Origin of the sequence: Pseudomonas sp. HLS-6, assembly GCF_002753995.1 — a bacterium.
Lineage (GTDB): Bacteria > Pseudomonadota > Gammaproteobacteria > Pseudomonadales > Pseudomonadaceae > Aquipseudomonas > Aquipseudomonas defluvii.
Genome location: NZ_CP024478.1, coordinates 5,023,236 through 5,038,119, shown reverse-complemented (window position 1 = coordinate 5,038,119; position 14,884 = coordinate 5,023,236). Strand labels below are relative to the sequence as shown.

At 60.9% G+C, this 14,884-nt stretch carries 17 protein-coding genes and 1 other RNA gene; 10 read left to right on the top strand and 8 right to left on the bottom strand.

The window, feature by feature from the left end; translation table 11 throughout:
• Positions 1–84: 84 nt before the first annotated feature.
• The 9 genes from oscA (at position 85) to CS390_RS23720 (ending at position 7,769) form a co-directional block, all read left to right on the top strand.
• The gene (gene oscA / locus CS390_RS23760; RefSeq protein WP_065761641.1) at positions 85–267 is read left to right on the top strand and encodes a sulfur starvation response protein OscA; all 183 of its coding nucleotides are present in this window, start codon (positions 85–87) and stop codon (positions 265–267) included.
• Positions 268–324: 57 nt separating this feature from the next.
• The gene (locus CS390_RS23755; protein WP_099776280.1) at positions 325–1,332 is read left to right on the top strand and encodes a sulfate ABC transporter substrate-binding protein; all 1,008 of its coding nucleotides are present in this window, start codon (positions 325–327) and stop codon (positions 1,330–1,332) included.
• An 87-nt stretch (positions 1,333–1,419) separates the two neighbouring features.
• The gene (cysT, locus tag CS390_RS23750) at positions 1,420–2,238 is read left to right on the top strand and encodes a sulfate ABC transporter permease subunit CysT (protein WP_099776278.1); all 819 of its coding nucleotides are present in this window, start codon (positions 1,420–1,422) and stop codon (positions 2,236–2,238) included.
• 14 nt (positions 2,239–2,252) lie between these two features.
• Positions 2,253–3,125: a sulfate ABC transporter permease subunit CysW gene (cysW, locus tag CS390_RS23745; protein WP_099776276.1), complete on the top strand. Its 873-nt coding sequence runs from the start codon at positions 2,253–2,255 to the stop codon at positions 3,123–3,125.
• A 3-nt stretch (positions 3,126–3,128) separates the two neighbouring features.
• Positions 3,129–4,118 (top strand): sulfate/molybdate ABC transporter ATP-binding protein, encoded by a 990-nt coding sequence (locus CS390_RS23740; protein ID WP_065761645.1) that lies wholly within the window; start codon positions 3,129–3,131, stop codon positions 4,116–4,118.
• A 197-nt stretch (positions 4,119–4,315) separates the two neighbouring features.
• Positions 4,316–4,897, top strand: coding sequence for an alpha/beta hydrolase (locus CS390_RS23735; RefSeq protein ID WP_065761646.1), 582 nt, complete (start codon positions 4,316–4,318; stop codon positions 4,895–4,897).
• Between the two features lie 65 nt (positions 4,898–4,962).
• Positions 4,963–5,814 carry a sigma 54-interacting transcriptional regulator gene (locus CS390_RS23730; RefSeq protein ID WP_065761647.1) on the top strand — a complete coding sequence of 284 codons (852 nt, stop codon included), beginning with the start codon at positions 4,963–4,965 and terminating at the stop codon, positions 5,812–5,814.
• A 152-nt stretch (positions 5,815–5,966) separates the two neighbouring features.
• Positions 5,967–6,752, top strand: a complete 786-nt coding sequence (locus CS390_RS23725) for a MetQ/NlpA family ABC transporter substrate-binding protein (protein WP_065761648.1) — start codon at positions 5,967–5,969, stop codon at positions 6,750–6,752.
• Positions 6,753–7,364: 612 nt separating this feature from the next.
• Positions 7,365–7,769 carry a flagellar basal body-associated protein FliL gene (locus CS390_RS23720; RefSeq protein WP_099776274.1) on the top strand — a complete coding sequence of 135 codons (405 nt, stop codon included), beginning with the start codon at positions 7,365–7,367 and terminating at the stop codon, positions 7,767–7,769.
• Here the strand turns inward: CS390_RS23720 and CS390_RS23715 are convergent, their stop codons facing one another.
• The 4 genes from CS390_RS23715 to CS390_RS23700 form a co-directional block, all read right to left on the bottom strand.
• A complete protein-coding gene (locus CS390_RS23715) occupies positions 7,770–8,888 on the bottom strand; it encodes an ABC transporter permease (RefSeq protein WP_099776272.1) in 1,119 nt (372 codons plus the stop codon).
• Complete coding sequence (gene rbbA, locus CS390_RS23710) at positions 8,888–11,611, bottom strand: ribosome-associated ATPase/putative transporter RbbA (RefSeq protein WP_099776270.1); 2,724 nt, start codon at positions 11,609–11,611, stop codon at positions 8,888–8,890. The genes CS390_RS23715 and rbbA overlap by 1 nt, the downstream gene beginning before the upstream one ends.
• The gene (locus tag CS390_RS23705) at positions 11,608–12,573 is read right to left on the bottom strand and encodes an HlyD family secretion protein (protein WP_065760047.1); all 966 of its coding nucleotides are present in this window, start codon (positions 12,571–12,573) and stop codon (positions 11,608–11,610) included. Before CS390_RS23705 ends, rbbA begins: the two co-directional genes overlap by 4 nt.
• A 91-nt stretch (positions 12,574–12,664) precedes the next feature.
• Entirely contained in the window at positions 12,665–13,114 is a 450-nt protein-coding gene (locus tag CS390_RS23700; protein ID WP_065760048.1) for an EVE domain-containing protein, read from the bottom strand.
• Positions 13,115–13,299: 185 nt separating this feature from the next.
• On the opposite strand from CS390_RS23700, the gene CS390_RS25125 reads away from it, so the two are divergent.
• On the top strand, positions 13,300–13,440 hold the full coding sequence (locus CS390_RS25125) for a hypothetical protein (protein WP_176717426.1): 141 nt from the start codon (positions 13,300–13,302) through the stop codon (positions 13,438–13,440).
• Positions 13,441–13,458: 18 nt separating this feature from the next.
• On the opposite strand, the gene CS390_RS23695 is transcribed toward CS390_RS25125, so the two are convergent.
• The 4 genes from CS390_RS23695 to CS390_RS23680 all read right to left on the bottom strand — a co-directional run bounded on the left by CS390_RS23695 (position 13,459) and on the right by CS390_RS23680 (position 14,868).
• Complete coding sequence (locus CS390_RS23695; RefSeq protein ID WP_065760076.1) at positions 13,459–14,064, bottom strand: 5-formyltetrahydrofolate cyclo-ligase; 606 nt, start codon at positions 14,062–14,064, stop codon at positions 13,459–13,461.
• 81 nt (positions 14,065–14,145) lie between these two features.
• Positions 14,146–14,324, bottom strand: a non-coding RNA gene (ssrS, locus tag CS390_RS23690) — 6S RNA.
• Between the two features lie 20 nt (positions 14,325–14,344).
• Positions 14,345–14,662, bottom strand: a complete 318-nt coding sequence (locus CS390_RS23685) for a cell division protein ZapA (RefSeq protein ID WP_065760049.1) — start codon at positions 14,660–14,662, stop codon at positions 14,345–14,347.
• Positions 14,659–14,868: a TIGR02449 family protein gene (locus CS390_RS23680; protein WP_065760050.1), complete on the bottom strand. Its 210-nt coding sequence runs from the start codon at positions 14,866–14,868 to the stop codon at positions 14,659–14,661. The genes CS390_RS23685 and CS390_RS23680 overlap by 4 nt, the downstream gene beginning before the upstream one ends.
• Positions 14,869–14,884 lie beyond the last annotated feature (16 nt).

Sequence of the window (14,884 nt, the reverse complement as noted above, 5' to 3'; positions counted from 1 at the left end):
CTCTCTAAGATTGCCCTCAAGCCAGCGCAGTCGCTTACATCCCCTGCTACTGCACGGCACCCTTTAGCCACAGGAGTACGGGTTATGAGCGCATCGTTGCGTAGCGTTGATGGACAGGACGAAGCCACCATTCTGCGGGAGATCCAGAGCGCGCTGCGTGATCTGCGATTCGGTGCCGTGGAGATCACTGTTCATAACGCCCAAGTCGTCCAGATCGAACGCAAGGAAAAATTCCGGTTGCAGAACGCCAGCAACAAGGCGAGCTGAAGCCTCGTAGCAACCTGCCAACACATTAGAAGAAAAGCCAACGTCAGGAGCTTCACCATGTCCATTCGTCGTTATGCTCTGGCTGCTCTCGCCAGTGCCGTTTTTGCCGGTTCCGCCATCGCCAAGGACTACGAGCTGCTGAACGTGTCCTACGATCCGACCCGTGAGCTGTACCAGCAGTACAACGCCGAGTTCATCAAGCACTGGCAGCAGGCTCACCCGGACGACAAGGTGAAGATCCAGCAGTCCCACGGCGGTTCGGGCAAACAGGCTCGCGCGGTCATCGACGGCCTGCGCGCCGACGTGGTCACCCTGGCCCTGGCGGGCGACATCGATGAAGTCGCCAAGCTCGGCAAAGGCTTGCCGGAGAACTGGCAGACCCGCCTGCCGGACGCCAGTACCCCTTACACCTCGACCATCGTTTTCCTGGTACGCAAGGGCAACCCCAAAGGCATCAAGGACTGGGGCGACCTGATCAAGAAAGACGTGTCGGTGATTACCCCGAACCCGAAAACCTCCGGGGGCGCGCGTTGGAACTTTCTTGCTGCCTGGGCCTACGGCCTGAAAGCCGGCGGCAGTGAAGCCAAGGCGCAGGAGTATGTGAAGGAGTTGTTCAAGCATGTGCCTGTGCTGGACACCGGTGCCCGTGGCTCGACCATTACCTTCGTCAACAATGGCCAGGGTGACGTGCTGCTGGCCTGGGAGAACGAGGCGTTTCTGGCATTGAAGGAAGATGGCGGCAGCGACAAGTTCGAGATTGTCGTACCGTCCCTGTCGATCCTGGCTGAGCCGCCAGTTGCCGTGGTCGACAAGAATGCCCAGAAAAAAGGCAACGAGGCCATTGCCCAGGAGTATCTCAAGTACCTGTACAGCCCCGCTGGGCAGAAGATCGCCGCAGAGAACTTCTATCGTCCGCGTGATGTGAAAGTGGCGGCCGAGTATGCCAAGCAGTTCCCGAAATTGGATCTGGTAACTATCGACAAAGATTTCGGTGGCTGGAAAACTGCGCAGCCCAAGTTCTTCAACGATGGCGGGGTGTTCGATCAGATCTACACGGCGCAGTGAATTGTCACCGCCAGGATGAAAGCCGTTCAGTAGCCAGCATGGGCCCGGGATTCGTTCCGGGCTTACTGCGTTCAACCAAGGACCTTTATGTCACGTCGTATCTCCCCCGTCATACCCGGCTTCGGGCTGACGCTGGGCTACACCTTGGTGTACCTCAGCCTGATTGTGCTCATACCGCTTGGGGCGATGTTCGTCCATGCCTCCCAGCTTACGTGGGAGCAGTTCTGGGCCATCGTCAGTGCTCCGCGCGTGCTGGCGGCGCTCAAGCTCAGTTTTGGCACTGCATTGTACGCTGCCCTAATCAACGGCCTGATCGGTACGCTGCTGGCCTGGGTGCTGGTGCGCTACACCTTTCCGGGGCGCAAGATCATTGATGCAATGATCGACTTGCCGTTTGCCCTGCCAACGGCCGTTGCCGGTATTGCCTTGACCGCACTGTATGCGCCGACCGGGTTGGTCGGTCAGTTCGCCACCGACCTGGGCTTCAAGATCGCCTATACGCCGCTGGGTATTACCCTGGCACTGACCTTCGTCACCTTGCCGTTTGTGGTGCGTACGGTGCAGCCGGTGCTGGCCGACATCCCGCGGGAAGTCGAAGAGGCCGCGGCCTGCCTTGGCGCCAAACCCTTGCAGGTGTTCCGTTATGTATTGGCGCCTGCGCTGCTGCCCGCCTGGCTGACCGGCTTTGCCCTGGCCTTTGCCCGAGGCGTCGGTGAATACGGATCGGTGATTTTCATCGCCGGCAACATGCCGATGAAAACCGAGATCCTGCCGTTGTTGATCATGGTCAAACTGGACCAGTACGACTACACCGGTGCTACCGCTATCGGCGTGTTGATGCTGGTGGTTTCCTTCATTCTGCTGCTGCTGATCAACTTGTTGCAGCGGCGCATCGAAACCCCGTGAAGGAGGCTTTGTCCATGTCTACGTCTTCCCTTGGCGCAGCCGCTTCGGCCAATGCCGCCCGCCGTGGCAGTGCGGTTTCACGACGGGTACTGATCGGTTTCGGCTGGTTGATCTTCGCCGTGTTCCTGCTGTTGCCGTTGTTCATCGTGGTGTCTCAAGGCCTGAAAATGGGCCTGGGTACGTTCTTCAGTGCGATCTTCGAGCCCGATGCCCTCTCGGCGTTGAAGCTGACCCTGATTGCCGTGGCCATCTCGGTGCCGCTGAACCTGGTGTTTGGTGTCAGCGCGGCCTGGTGTGTCAGTAAGTACACCTTCCGTGGCAAAAGCATACTGGTGACGCTGATCGACCTGCCGTTCTCGGTGTCCCCGGTTATCGCCGGCCTGGTCTACGTGTTGATGTTCGGTGCCCAGGGCCTGTTCGGGCCGTGGTTGCAGGAGCACGATATTCAGATCGTCTTTGCGTTGCCGGGGATTGTCCTGGCGACCATCTTCGTCACCGTCCCCTTCGTGGCCCGTGAGCTGATCCCGCTGATGCAGGAGCAGGGCACCCAGGAAGAAGAAGCGGCGCGCCTGTTGGGCGCCAACGGCTGGCAGATGTTCTGGCACGTGACCTTGCCGAACATCAAGTGGGGCCTGATTTACGGTGTGGTGCTGTGTACTGCGCGAGCCATGGGCGAGTTCGGTGCGGTGTCGGTGGTCTCGGGGCACATTCGTGGGGTGACCAACACCCTGCCGCTGCATGTCGAGATCCTCTACAACGAGTACAACCATGTCGCGGCCTTCAGCGTGGCCAGCCTGTTGCTGATCCTGGCGCTCTTCATCCTGCTGCTCAAGCAGTGGAGCGAGTCCCGCATTAACCGTCTGCGCCACAACGCAGCGGAGGAATAATTCATGTCGATCGAAGTTCGTAACGTCAGCAAGCGCTTCAACGCTTTCCAGGCCCTGGACAGCATCAACCTGGATATCCACAGCGGCGAGCTGGTGGCATTGCTTGGCCCCTCCGGCTGCGGCAAGACTACGCTGCTGCGCATTATCGCCGGGCTGGAAACCCCGGATCAGGGCAGCATCGTTTTCCATGGCGAGGACGTCTCCGGCCACGACGTGCGCGACCGTAACGTCGGCTTCGTGTTCCAGCACTATGCGCTGTTCCGCCACATGAGCGTGTTCGACAACGTCGCCTTCGGTCTGCGCATGAAGCCCAAGGCCGAGCGCCCGAGCGAGAGCAAGATCGCCGAGAAAGTTCACGAACTGTTGAACATGGTTCAACTCGACTGGCTTGCAGACCGCTACCCCGAGCAATTGTCCGGTGGCCAGCGCCAACGTATTGCCCTGGCTCGCGCCCTGGCAGTAGAGCCCAAGGTATTGCTGCTCGACGAGCCCTTCGGCGCCCTGGATGCCAAGGTGCGCAAGGAGCTGCGCCGCTGGCTGGCGCGGCTGCACGAAGACATCAACCTGACCTCGGTGTTCGTGACCCACGACCAGGAAGAGGCCATGGAAGTCGCGGACCGTATCGTGGTGATGAATAAGGGCGTGATCGAGCAGATCGGCTCGCCGGGGGATGTCTATGAGCACCCGGCCAGCGACTTTGTTTATCACTTCCTGGGCGATTCCAACCGGTTGCACCTGAGCGAAGGTCATCACGTGCTGTTCCGGCCGCACGAAGTGTCGTTGTCGCGCCATGAGATGGAAGGCCACCACGTCGCTGAAGTGCGGGACATCCGCCCCTTGGGTGCGACGACCCGGGTCACCCTCAAGGTCGAGGGGCAGAGCGAGTTGATTGAAGCCGAAGTGGTCAAGGATCACGACAGCCTGACCGGGCTGGTGCGTGGCGAGACCTTGTTCTTCAAGCCGAAGGTTTGGCAGAAAGTCGCGAACATCTAACCGTACGCGAGCGTTTCAGGGGCCGTTCCTTGGCAGGGTGCGGCCCCTTTTTTATTGCGCTCCAGTGCTCACCGAGCGCCCAGATTGTCACGCGAACTATTGGTTTTGGTTATTACCAAATAGCTTCTTATTCCTTTACGAATATAACCCTCGCCCTATACTGGTCCTCAAGCACGCAAGCCTGCAGGAGGCGTCCCATGTCCAACACGTCGATTCGTTACCTGATAGTGCCGGGTTGGCAGGGTTCGCCAGAGGATCACTGGCAGAGTTACTGGCAACAAAGCCTGCCCAATAGTGCCCGGGTCGAACAGGCTGACTGGTTGACGCCACGGCGTGAAGACTGGGTGGCAGCGCTGGAGCAGGCTATCGCGGCCGATGCAGCGCCGGTCATTCTGATTGCCCACAGCCTGGGCTGCATCACTGTCGCCCATTGGGCGGCGCAGGCCAGTGCCAACCTGTTGCGCCGGGTGCGTGGTGCCCTGCTGGTGGCGCCGGCGGATGTCGAGCGCCCTACCTGTGCGCCGGCCTTGCGCAACTTCGCACCGATCACGCAACAGGTATTGCCATTCCCTTGCCAGGTGGTCGGCTCCGACAACGACCCGGCGGCCAGCGCTCCACGGGTGATGCAACTGGCCCGGGCCTGGGGGGCTGAAGCGGGGATTCTCTCCGGCGCCGGTCACATCAACGTGAAGTCCGGGCATCGTCGCTGGGAACAAGGGTTTGCTTACCTGTATCGCCTGCAGAGCCGGTTGGAACAAGACGCCTTGCGCCGCGCCTGATCCCAAGGCGTTAACCACTTCTATCTGAAACGCCTGGTCGCCTGGTGGCCGGGCGGGAGTTTGCCATGCCCATTCATGACACCCACGGCCAGCCGTTGCTGACCTTTCCTGAACTGGACAAGAGCCCGCTCAGTATTCGCGCCAAGGCGCTGGTGTTCGTTGACCCTCGCTCACGGCAGTTACGTGAGGAGCTGGAGCAGCTTGCACCGCTGGGCCTGCCGGTATTGATTCGCGGCGAAACCGGTACCGGCAAGGAGTTGTTGGCGCGGCAGATCCACCGGGCCAGTGATCGCAGCGGGTTGTTCGTTTCGGTGAACTGCGCAGCCATCAGCCCGACCTACGCCGATGCTGAATTGTTTGGCTACAGTGCGGGCGCCCATAGTGGGACCGCCAGTAGCCGGGCCGGTTGGTTCGGCTCGGCCAATGGCGGCACCTTGTACCTGGATGAGATCGCCGATTTACCGTTGCCGATTCAGGTCAAGTTACTGGCCGCGCTGGAGACGCGAGAAGTCACCCGCGTTGGCGCGCAGCAACCGAACCCGGTGGACGTGCGTCTGGTGGCGGCCTCAAGCATCGACCTGGCATTGGCGGTGCGTGCGGGAAAGTTCCATGAGCGGCTCTATCACTACCTGCATGAGGGGCATTTGACCCTGCCGGCCTTGCGCGAGCGGGTCGGAGACATCTTGCCGTTGGCCGAGTACTTCGTCGGTATCTACAGCCAGCGGCTGAACGTGCCGGTTCCGCTGATCAGTGAGGCGGCACAGCGCGTACTGGAGGCGCATTGCTGGCCCGGCAATACCCGTGAGCTGGAGAACGTTATCCACTTTGCCTTGCTGGTCAGCACCGGTGACGAGATCCTGCCAGAGCACCTGAGCTTGCCGGCGTTCATCGTTGCGGATACTCGGGCGCAGGGTTGAAGGGCAGATTCTCGAAATGGAATAAGCCTCTAAATAAAAGGTATTGTTCTGGAATAAAAAATCTCGGTATTGTCCACCTCACGCCAGTCTTCAATGACGGGCATCTTCTTTTTGCCGTCGTCTGATGGCCATGATTCGAATAAGGACTGTGCATGAAAAAGGTTCTGCTGTTCACTGCTCTGGCGACGGCGCTGTCGGTAGCCGGCTTTGCCCAAGCGGCTGAAAAACTGGTCGTTGCGGCTACCCCGGTACCCCACGCCGAGATCCTTGAGCTGATCAAGCCAACGCTGGCCAAGGAAGGTGTGGACCTGGAGATCAAGGTGTTCACCGACTATGTGCAGCCTAACGTTCAGGTCGACCAGAAGCGCCTGGATGCCAACTACTTCCAGACCCTGCCGTACCTGAAGAACTTCAACGAAGGTAAAGGGACTCACCTGGAAACGGTGATCGGCGTTCACGTCGAACCGTTCGGTGGCTACTCGAAGAAGGTCAAGAGCCTCTCCGAGCTCAAGGACGGTGCAACCGTTGCGATCCCGAACGAGGGTAGCAACAGCGGTCGTGCCCTGCTGCTGTTGCAGAAGGCGGGTCTGATCACCCTGAAAGATCCGAAGAATGCCCTGGCTACGCCGAAAGACATCGCCGAGAACCCGAAGAAACTCAAGTTCCGCGAGCTTGAGTCGGCCATGCTGCCGCGTGTGCTGGACCAGGTCGATCTGGACATGATCAACACCAACTATGCGCTGGAAGCCGGTCTGAACCCGGCCAAAGATGCGCTGGTCATCGAAGGCAGCGACTCGCCTTACGTGAACTTCCTGGTCGCCCGTCCAGACAACAAGGACAGCGCCGCTATCCAGAAGCTGGCCAAAGCCCTGACCAGCCCTGAAGTGAAAGCGTTCATCGAGAAGAAATACCAGGGTGCGGTACTGCCCGCGTTCTGATACGCCCAGCACCTGCCGGGCGCATTGCTCTTGCGCGGTGCTTGCATCGCGGGCAAGCCCGCTCCCACAGAAAATACGGTGGTCTGCGCGGATCGCTGTAGGAGTTGGCTTGCCAACGATGCAGGCGCCGCGTACTCACTGGCACTGCGCCGAAGCCATCGCAGGCAAGCCTGCTCACACGACCTCCCGCTAACTTGAAACGCCGACGCAGAGGCCTGGGTCGGCGTTTTTTTATGCGTGTCGGTCTTCGCTGGTAACGGCCCTGTGCAGCGCGATAAGCAGCTTGAGCAGGTCGTTGGGGCCAAGGGCAGGCAGTGGGGTTGGGCGAGTCATGGTCGTCTTCCTTGTCAGTTAGGACACGCGGGTCAGGCGATTGGAGGGCGCGTTTCAAGGAAAGATCCCGACGCTGGCAAGGATTTGTTCGGTTGGCCGTCAGGGGGATGCGTCATTCGCAAGGCCGGGCTATTCCTTTGCGTGTGCTGGCCGATAAGTGTAGAAGGGCAGGTTTGGGGTCAACGAGCATGGCCCGGCTTGATAGGCTGGCATAAGCCCGCGCTTGGGTTTGCCAAAAGCGCTGGTTATGCTGGCGCCAACTGTTTGAGGAGTGAATTCGTGAAAGCGTGGATCGTGATGCTGGTTGCCCTGATGCTGCCTGCGGCCGCTATGGCCGAGGAGTCCAAGGAAGATGCACCGAAAGTGGCCTACATCTCTCTGACGCCACCCTTTGTTGGCAACTATGCCCTCGACGGTGGGCCGAAACTGCACGTGTACAAGGCTGACGTCGCCCTGCGGGTGACCGGTGAAGCCGCAGCGGCAGTGGTCAAGCACCATGAGCCGCTGATCCGTAACCAGCTCGTTGCACTGTTTACCCAGCAGAACCTGGAGAGCATGAGCAATGTCGAGTCCAAGGAAAAGCTGCGTCAGGAAGCGCTGAAGCAGGTCCAGCAGGTGCTCAATGACGAAGAGGGCAAGCCGATCGTCGAGGACCTGCTGTTCAACAACCTGATCGTGCAGTAATCAGGAGGTCAGGGTTCGTCTGAAGCGCGCCAACGCGATGCTGAAGAACAACAGGCCGATCGCGCCGAGCGCGAGCAGGTCTGGCCAGACTACGTTGACGCCGGCATCGCGGAACAGGATGGCGGCGGCGAGGCTGACGAAGTGGGTCGAGGGTGAGCCCTGCATGACCCACTGCAGCCACTGCGGCATGCTGTCCAGCGGTGTGCTGCCGCCCGAGAGCAACAGCATCGGGATAATCACCGGGATCGCCAACAAGCCGAACTGCGGGGTCGAACGGGCCAGCGTGGCGAGGAAAATCCCCAAGGCGGTACTGGCGAACAGATAGAGCGCGGTCACTGCCAGGAACAGCCCGAGCGAACCTGCCAGCGGTACACCCAGTGCGCCTTTGACCACCACCTCCAGCGATACCCAGGTGCACAGCACCACCACCAGCGCGTTGCTGCCAATTTTCGCCAGCATGATTTCCAGTGCGGTCAATGGCAATACCAGCAGGTGGTCGAGGGTGCCGTGCTCGCGCTCACGAAGCAGCGCCGTGCCGGTCAGGATGATCGCCAGGATGGTGATGTTGTTGACGATCTGGATCACCGCCAGGAACCAGCCACCTTCCAGGTTGGTGTTGAACAACGCCCGATTGGTCAGCAGGGCCGGTGCACGCTCGACGCTTGAGTCGGGGTTGGCGTAGTCGAGCAACTCGCGTTCAAAGATCCGCCCGATGTAGCCAGCCCCCATGAACGCCTGGCTCATGGCGGTGGCGTCAACATTGATCTGCAGTTCCGGTGAGCGCCCCGCGAGCAGGTCGGTCTGGAAGTTCACCGGAATGTTGATCACGAACGTGTACTGACCGTTGTCCAGAACCTGGTCGATCCGGTCATAGGACAGGGCGGTGGCTGTCTGGAACTCGGGAGGTTGCAGGGCCTGGGTGAGTTTGCGCGAGATCAGGCTGTGGTCTTCGTCGACCACGGCGACGCTGGCGTTGTGCACGCCAATCACGGAACCCGCCGCCGGCATGTAGATGGCCACACTGAAGGCATAGAGGAGGAACAGCAACAGCACGCTGTCATGGCGCAGGCTGGTGAGCTCTTTGAGCCCCAGGCGCAGAATGTGGGCAAGGCGATGCATCAGGCCTCCTGCTTTTTCAACATGGCCAGGCTCAAGCCCGTGAAGGCGAGGAAGAACCCCAGCAGGGCCAGGCATTGCGGCCACAGCTCGCGCAGGCTCAGGGCCTTGGTGAAGGTGCCAACGGCGATGTCGAGGAAGTAACCGGCGGGGAACAGTTGCCCCATCACCGCTGCTGTGCCTTCGAGTGACGAGCGTGGCACGATCAACCCGGAGAACTGAATGGTGGGCAGGCTGGTGATGATCATGGTGCCGAGGATCGCGGCGATCTGCGTGCGGGTGAACGCGGAGATCAGCATCCCCATGCTGGTGGTCGCCAGCAGGTAGAGCACGCCACCGCACGCCAGTGCGAAGGCGCTACCCTTGAACGGCACGCCGAACAGCCAGCGGTTCATCGCCACCAGCAGTGCCAGGTTGATCAGGCTGACGATCAGATAAGGCACCTGCTTGCCGAGCAGGAATTCCAGGCGTGTCAGGGGTGTGGCATAGAAGTTGGTAATCGAGCCCAGCTCCTTCTCCCGGACGATACCCAGCGCGGTCAGCATGGCCGGGATGAAGGCCAGAATCAGCGCCATGACGCCGGGGCCGATGGCGTTCACGCTGACGACATCCTGATTGTAGCGAAAGCGTGTTTCCAGGTTTACCAGTGGCTGTGCCGGCTGAGCGGCACTGCTCAAGGACGCCAGTAATGCCAGGTTGCCCTGATGCACGGCTTCGACATAGTTCCGGCTGGTTTCGGCGCGAAACGGCATGCCACCGTCGAGCCAGGCGGCTACGGTCGGCTGGCGACCGGCGTACAGGTCGCGACCAAAGCCCGGCGGTATCTCCAGCGCCAGCTTGATCTCGGAACGCTGCAGGCGCCGGTGCATTTGCCCCAGGTCGGTTATCGGTGCTTGCTCATCGAAGTAGCGCGAGCCACGAAACGCTTCCAGGTAGGCGCGGCTTTGCGGGCTTTGGTCCTGGTCATAGACCGCAAAGGCGAGGTTCTCGACGTCCAGCGAGATCCCGAAACCAAAGATCACCATCATGAACAGTGCGCCGAGCAAGGCAAACGCCAGGCGTACCTTGTCCCGCAGTAGCTCCTTGCCCTCGCGGTTTGCCAGGGCGAACAGGCGCTTGAGGCTGAAGCCTCGGCGCTGGCGCAGTAACGTCGGCGCGGCGGCCGTGTTCAGCGGGGTGTCAGTGGCAGGCGCCTCCATCGGGCCCTGGGCCTGTTCCAGGCAGCGCACGAAGGCGTCTTCCAGGGTGTCGCCGGCGAACTGTGTCTGCAGCGCTGAGGGCGTATCGCAGGCCAGTACCTGGCCGGCGTGCATCAACGAAATGCGGTCGCAGCGTTGTGCCTCGTTCATGAAATGGGTGGAGAGGAAGATGGTCACGCCCTGTTCCCGTGACAGCTCGATCAGCAGGCGCCAGAAGTCGTCACGGGCGGCGGGATCGACTCCCGAGGTCGGTTCGTCGAGGATCAGCACTTCCGGCCGGTGCAGTACCGCCACTGCGAGCGAAAGCCGTTGGCGAATCCCCAGGGGAAGCGCGCCGGATTGTTGGTCGGCCACGTTGTTCAGATCGAAACGCTGGATCAGTTCGGCGATGCGCGGACGACTTTCGGCGTTGGGCAAGTCAAACAGGCGTGCGTGCAGCTCAAGGTTTTGCCGCACACTCAGCTCGCCGTACAGGGAAAAGCTCTGCGACATGAAACCGACCCGTTTGCGGGTGGCCAGGTCGCTGGCATCCACGGGGCGCCCGAGCAGGCTGGCGCTGCCTTCGCTGGCGGGCATCAGGCCGGTCAGGACCTTCATGGTGGTGGTTTTACCGCACCCGTTGGAGCCAAGAAAGCCGAAGATCTCGCCACGACCAATGGCGAAGCTGACCTTGTTGACCGCGGTGAAGTCGCCAAAGCGCAGGGTCAGTTCATGAGCTTCGATGGCGATTTCGGCGTTGCTGTCGGCCCGTGGCGGTATGTGCAAGGGTTGCCCGCTGCGCTTGCTGTCACCCTGAAAGTGAGTAAAGGCGTCGTCGAGCTTGTCGCTGGGGGTCACGGCGGCCAGTTCGCGGCTGGGCCCGGCGGCGATCAGGCGTCCGCGGTCGAGCATCAGGCAATGCTCGAACTGCTCGGCTTCTTCCATGTAGGCCGTAGCGACCAGCAGGGTCAGTTGCGGGCGCTCGCGGCGCACCTGCTCGACCAGTTCCCAAAAGCGCCGCCGGGACAACGGGTCGACGCCTGTGGTCGGTTCGTCGAGGATCAACAAGTCGGGGTCATGGATCAGCGCGCAGCACAGCCCGAGCTTTTGTTTCATGCCGCCTGAGAGCTTGCCGGCGGGACGGTCGGCGAAACGCACCAGGTCAGTGGCCAGCAGCAGCTCGTGCATGCGTCGCTCGCATTCCGCGCGGGGCAGGCCGAACAGGGTGGCGAAGAAACTGATGTTTTCGCGTATCGACAGGTCCGGGTAAAGGTTGTTGCCCAGCCCTTGGGGCATGAAGGCGATGCGTGAGTACAGGCTGCGGCGATGGCGACGCTCGTCGATCGAGCCGTCGAGCACCTGTAGCGTGCCGGTCTGCAACTTTTTCACCCCGGCAATCAACCCAAGCAGGCTGGACTTTCCCGCACCATCGGGGCCGATCAGGCCGCAACGGGTGCCGGCTGGCAGCTCGAAGTCGATGCCCTGCAGGGCCACTACGGTGCCGTAGCGATGGCTGATGCCCTTGGCGTGCAGCGCCAGCGCATTCATTGCAGGTTGGCCGGCCAGTCCACGGGGGCCGTGCGTACATAGCCGGCCCCCGGCATACCGGGTTTGGCTTGAGGCAGGGCGCTAGGGTCGGTCAGTCGCAGTTTTACTCGGAACACCAGCTTCTGGCGTTCGTCACGGGTTTCCACTTGCTTGGGGGTGAACTGAGCCTTGGCCGCGACAAAGGTGATCTTGGCCGGCAGGGCTTTGTCGGGCAGGGCATCGAGTACGATCCGTGCCTGATCGCCCATGGTCAGTTTGCCGGCGGTCGAAGCTGGCAGGTAGAGGTTCATGTACTGATCGTTGGGGTCGATCAGCAGGAGTACACGTCCGCCCGCCGGCAGCACCTCGCCGGGCTCGGCCAAGCGTAACTGGATCACCCCGTCGATGGGGGCGCGCAGGCTGCTGTCGTCAATTTCGCTGGTCAACTGTTCGACCTGTGCCTGCGCCGCACCAATGGCCGCATTGATAGCCGCCAGTTGTGCACGAGCGGCGACCACCGCCGAGCTGCTGGTGTCGAAGCGTGCCTGTTGCTGATCGAGCAGTTGCTGGCTGGCGTACTTGCGCTGGAACAGTTCACGACTGCGCCGCAGCTCTTGGCTGGCAAGCAGCAACTCGCTCTGACGCAACTGCACGTTGGCCTGGGCCGCGGCGTAGTTCTCCTTGGCGCGCAGCACTTCCGCTTCGGCCTGGGTACGTTGGGCTTCGAGGGTTCGGGTGTCGATGCGGGCCAGCAATTGTCCCTGCTTCACGCTGTCGCCTTCATCGGCCAGCACTTCGGCCAGGCGCCCGGGAACCTTGCTGGCGATCTGCACTTCGGTGGCTTCAAGCCGACCGTTGCCTTGGCTCAGGCCTTCGGGCAGGCGATCATGCAATGATTTCCAGTAGCCCAAGCCGCCCGCGGCCATGAGCAGAGCAATCAGGGCAACGGCGAAAAGTCTTGGTGTGTGTTGGCTAAGCGACATTGTTCAAGCATCCTGCGGCAATGACGTCAGTGTGACGGTTCCCTGTTTAGCTGGGTTGATGTCCGTCAATTGAGTAGGAATCCTACCCTGTTCAGCGCAAGGCGAGTACAGCGGCCCATTGTTCGGCCGTTACCGGCATGACCGAAAGGCGGCTGCCTTTCTGTACCAGTGGCAGCTCGGCGAGGGCTGTTTGCTGTTTCAGGTAACCCAGGCCAAGCACCTTTGTGAATGTCTCGACATGGATGACATTGATGGCGCTCCACGGGTTCTTCTCGGCAGTGGCCTTGGCGTCGAAGTAGTGGCTCTCGGGATCGAGCGCGGTGGGGTCCGGGTAAGCGTCCGAGGTGATCCGGGCAATACCGGCAATACCCGGCTCCGGGCAGCTGGAATGGTAGAAAAAGAACGCATCACCTACCGTCATCGAACGAATGAAATTGCGTGCCTGGTAGTTGCGCACGCCGTCCCAGCGGGTTTCGCCGAGCGTGGCCAGGTCTTGGATCGAGAGCTCGTCGGGCTCGGATTTCATCAGCCAATAGGCCATGGAAGGTGCTCCTGAAAAAATTGGAAACAACCTGTGGCGCGAAACCGACAGCCGGTTGACGTCAACGTTTGCGTGTCGCTTCAGGTTGTCGGAGAATGCGCGGGTTTTAAGCATGACGCTGCTGCACGGCCTACCTCGCTAACCGTTGCTGCCATCGTGATCAGTTTGCCTGAGGGGGGCAATCGATGAATCGCAAACCGGATATGATCTGGGTACTCGTTTTTCTGTTCGGTTTGGGTGTGGTCACTACCGGTTATGCGGAAAGCCTCTGGGAGCGCAACCTCGCCACCAATTATGAAGTGTCGGTCATCCCGCAACAGCGTTGATCGGCTGCTTGCCTGCGCTTAGTTCGCCAGGTACCAGCCCTTGTCCGAAACAGTTCCTTGAAGCGGTACATCCCAACTGGCTTGAGTCAGTCGCTCGACCTTCTGGCATTCATGCGCCAGCCCCAGCAGCAGTGGTTTTCTCCAGGTTTTGCGTCGGGCAAGGTAGCCCAGGCTTCGGTCGTAGAAACCACCGCCCATACCCAAGCGTCCCCCTGTTTCATCGAACCCTACAAGCGGCAGTAGGACCAGGTCCAGCGCCCATACGGGGCGTTGCCGTGCCTGACTAATGACGGGTTCAGGAATGCGGAAGCGGTTGGGGCGCAGCTTTTCGCCTGCCTCAATGCGTTGAAAGGCCATCTTGGTCTTCGGCCAGGCGTGCAGTACTGGCAGGTAGGTACGCTTGCCACGGCGTTGGGCCTCGCGCAGCAACAGGCGCGGGTCGATTTCGCTGTCGTTGGGCAGGTACAAGGCAATGTGCCTGGCGCGACGGAACAACGGATGCTGTGCCAGCTGGCAATACAGGTTCTGCGCGGCCCGGCGTTGTTCGGCAGGCGTCAACGCACGACGGGCATCTCGAAGCAGGCGGCGTAGCTGGGGGCGGGTGAGCAGCGCGGTGTCGGTCATGGCACGGGCGGTCTCTTGAGCAACTGCCAGGCGGGTGGCAGCGCATGTGCGCGTGCCAGGGTTGGCAGGCGCAGGATAATCAGGCTCCCCGACGAACCGCTGTCGGTGTAGCCCTTGAACCCGAAAGTTCAAGGTGGAGATTGCAGGGGGCGTTAAGGCTTTCCGTCAGGCGGACATGCGCACCGGCCCCAGCGTGCAACCCCCGTGGTTGTGCGTATCGGCTCAGGGACATGACCGACTGGCAAGCACTCCAGGGAGTGAGCGAGAGTATACCTGAAACTCAATTGGATGGTGTATCGGCATCGTTGGCCAACGCCTGATCGACGCGTTCCAGCAGGTCGCGCACCTGTTCGCGGGTGGCGCCGCCGACTTGAGGGGCTGGGCGTTCCTGGCGGTGCAGCAGGTCGTGGGTAATGTTGAGGGCGGCCATGACCGCGATACGGTCGGCGCCAATAACCTTGCCGCTGCTGCGGATCTCGCGCATTTTGCCGTCCAGGTAGCGTGCAGCGCTGATCAGGTTGCTGCGTTCTTCCGGCGGACAGATGATCGAGTACTCTTTGTCGAGGATCTGAACGGTGACGCTATTGCTTGAACTCATGAGTCTTGCTCCAGGGCCTTGAGTCGCAAAATCATCGATTCGACCTTACGCCGGGCGATTTCATTTTTTTCGATGAGGTGGGCACGTTCCTCACGCCAGGATTTTTCCTGAGCTAATAAGAGTGCGTTTTGCCGTTTTAGTTGCTCGACCCGTTCAATCAACAGTTCGAGTCGGCCCATCAGCGCTTGCAGCTCGGTCTCTTGCATGAAATGCCACTCGATT

Coding starts and splice junctions, on each gene's coding strand:
- CS390_RS23740 (WP_065761645.1), top strand. CDS start 3,129: ATGTCGATCGAAGTTCGTAACGTCAGCAAGCGCTTCAACGCTTTCCAG.
- CS390_RS23715 (WP_099776272.1), bottom strand. CDS start 8,888: ATGCATCGCCTTGCCCACATTCTGCGCCTGGGGCTCAAAGAGCTCACC.
- cysT (WP_099776278.1), top strand. CDS start 1,420: ATGTCACGTCGTATCTCCCCCGTCATACCCGGCTTCGGGCTGACGCTG.
- CS390_RS25125 (WP_176717426.1), top strand. CDS start 13,300: ATGAATCGCAAACCGGATATGATCTGGGTACTCGTTTTTCTGTTCGGT.
- rbbA (WP_099776270.1), bottom strand. CDS start 11,611: ATGAATGCGCTGGCGCTGCACGCCAAGGGCATCAGCCATCGCTACGGC.
- CS390_RS23695 (WP_065760076.1), bottom strand. CDS start 14,064: ATGACCGACACCGCGCTGCTCACCCGCCCCCAGCTACGCCGCCTGCTT.
- CS390_RS23705 (WP_065760047.1), bottom strand. CDS start 12,573: ATGTCGCTTAGCCAACACACACCAAGACTTTTCGCCGTTGCCCTGATT.
- cysW (WP_099776276.1), top strand. CDS start 2,253: ATGTCTACGTCTTCCCTTGGCGCAGCCGCTTCGGCCAATGCCGCCCGC.
- oscA (WP_065761641.1), top strand. CDS start 85: ATGAGCGCATCGTTGCGTAGCGTTGATGGACAGGACGAAGCCACCATT.
- CS390_RS23735 (WP_065761646.1), top strand. CDS start 4,316: ATGTCCAACACGTCGATTCGTTACCTGATAGTGCCGGGTTGGCAGGGT.
- CS390_RS23700 (WP_065760048.1), bottom strand. CDS start 13,114: ATGGCCTATTGGCTGATGAAATCCGAGCCCGACGAGCTCTCGATCCAA.
- CS390_RS23730 (WP_065761647.1), top strand. CDS start 4,963: ATGCCCATTCATGACACCCACGGCCAGCCGTTGCTGACCTTTCCTGAA.
- CS390_RS23725 (WP_065761648.1), top strand. CDS start 5,967: ATGAAAAAGGTTCTGCTGTTCACTGCTCTGGCGACGGCGCTGTCGGTA.
- CS390_RS23755 (WP_099776280.1), top strand. CDS start 325: ATGTCCATTCGTCGTTATGCTCTGGCTGCTCTCGCCAGTGCCGTTTTT.
- CS390_RS23680 (WP_065760050.1), bottom strand. CDS start 14,868: ATGCAAGAGACCGAGCTGCAAGCGCTGATGGGCCGACTCGAACTGTTG.
- CS390_RS23685 (WP_065760049.1), bottom strand. CDS start 14,662: ATGAGTTCAAGCAATAGCGTCACCGTTCAGATCCTCGACAAAGAGTAC.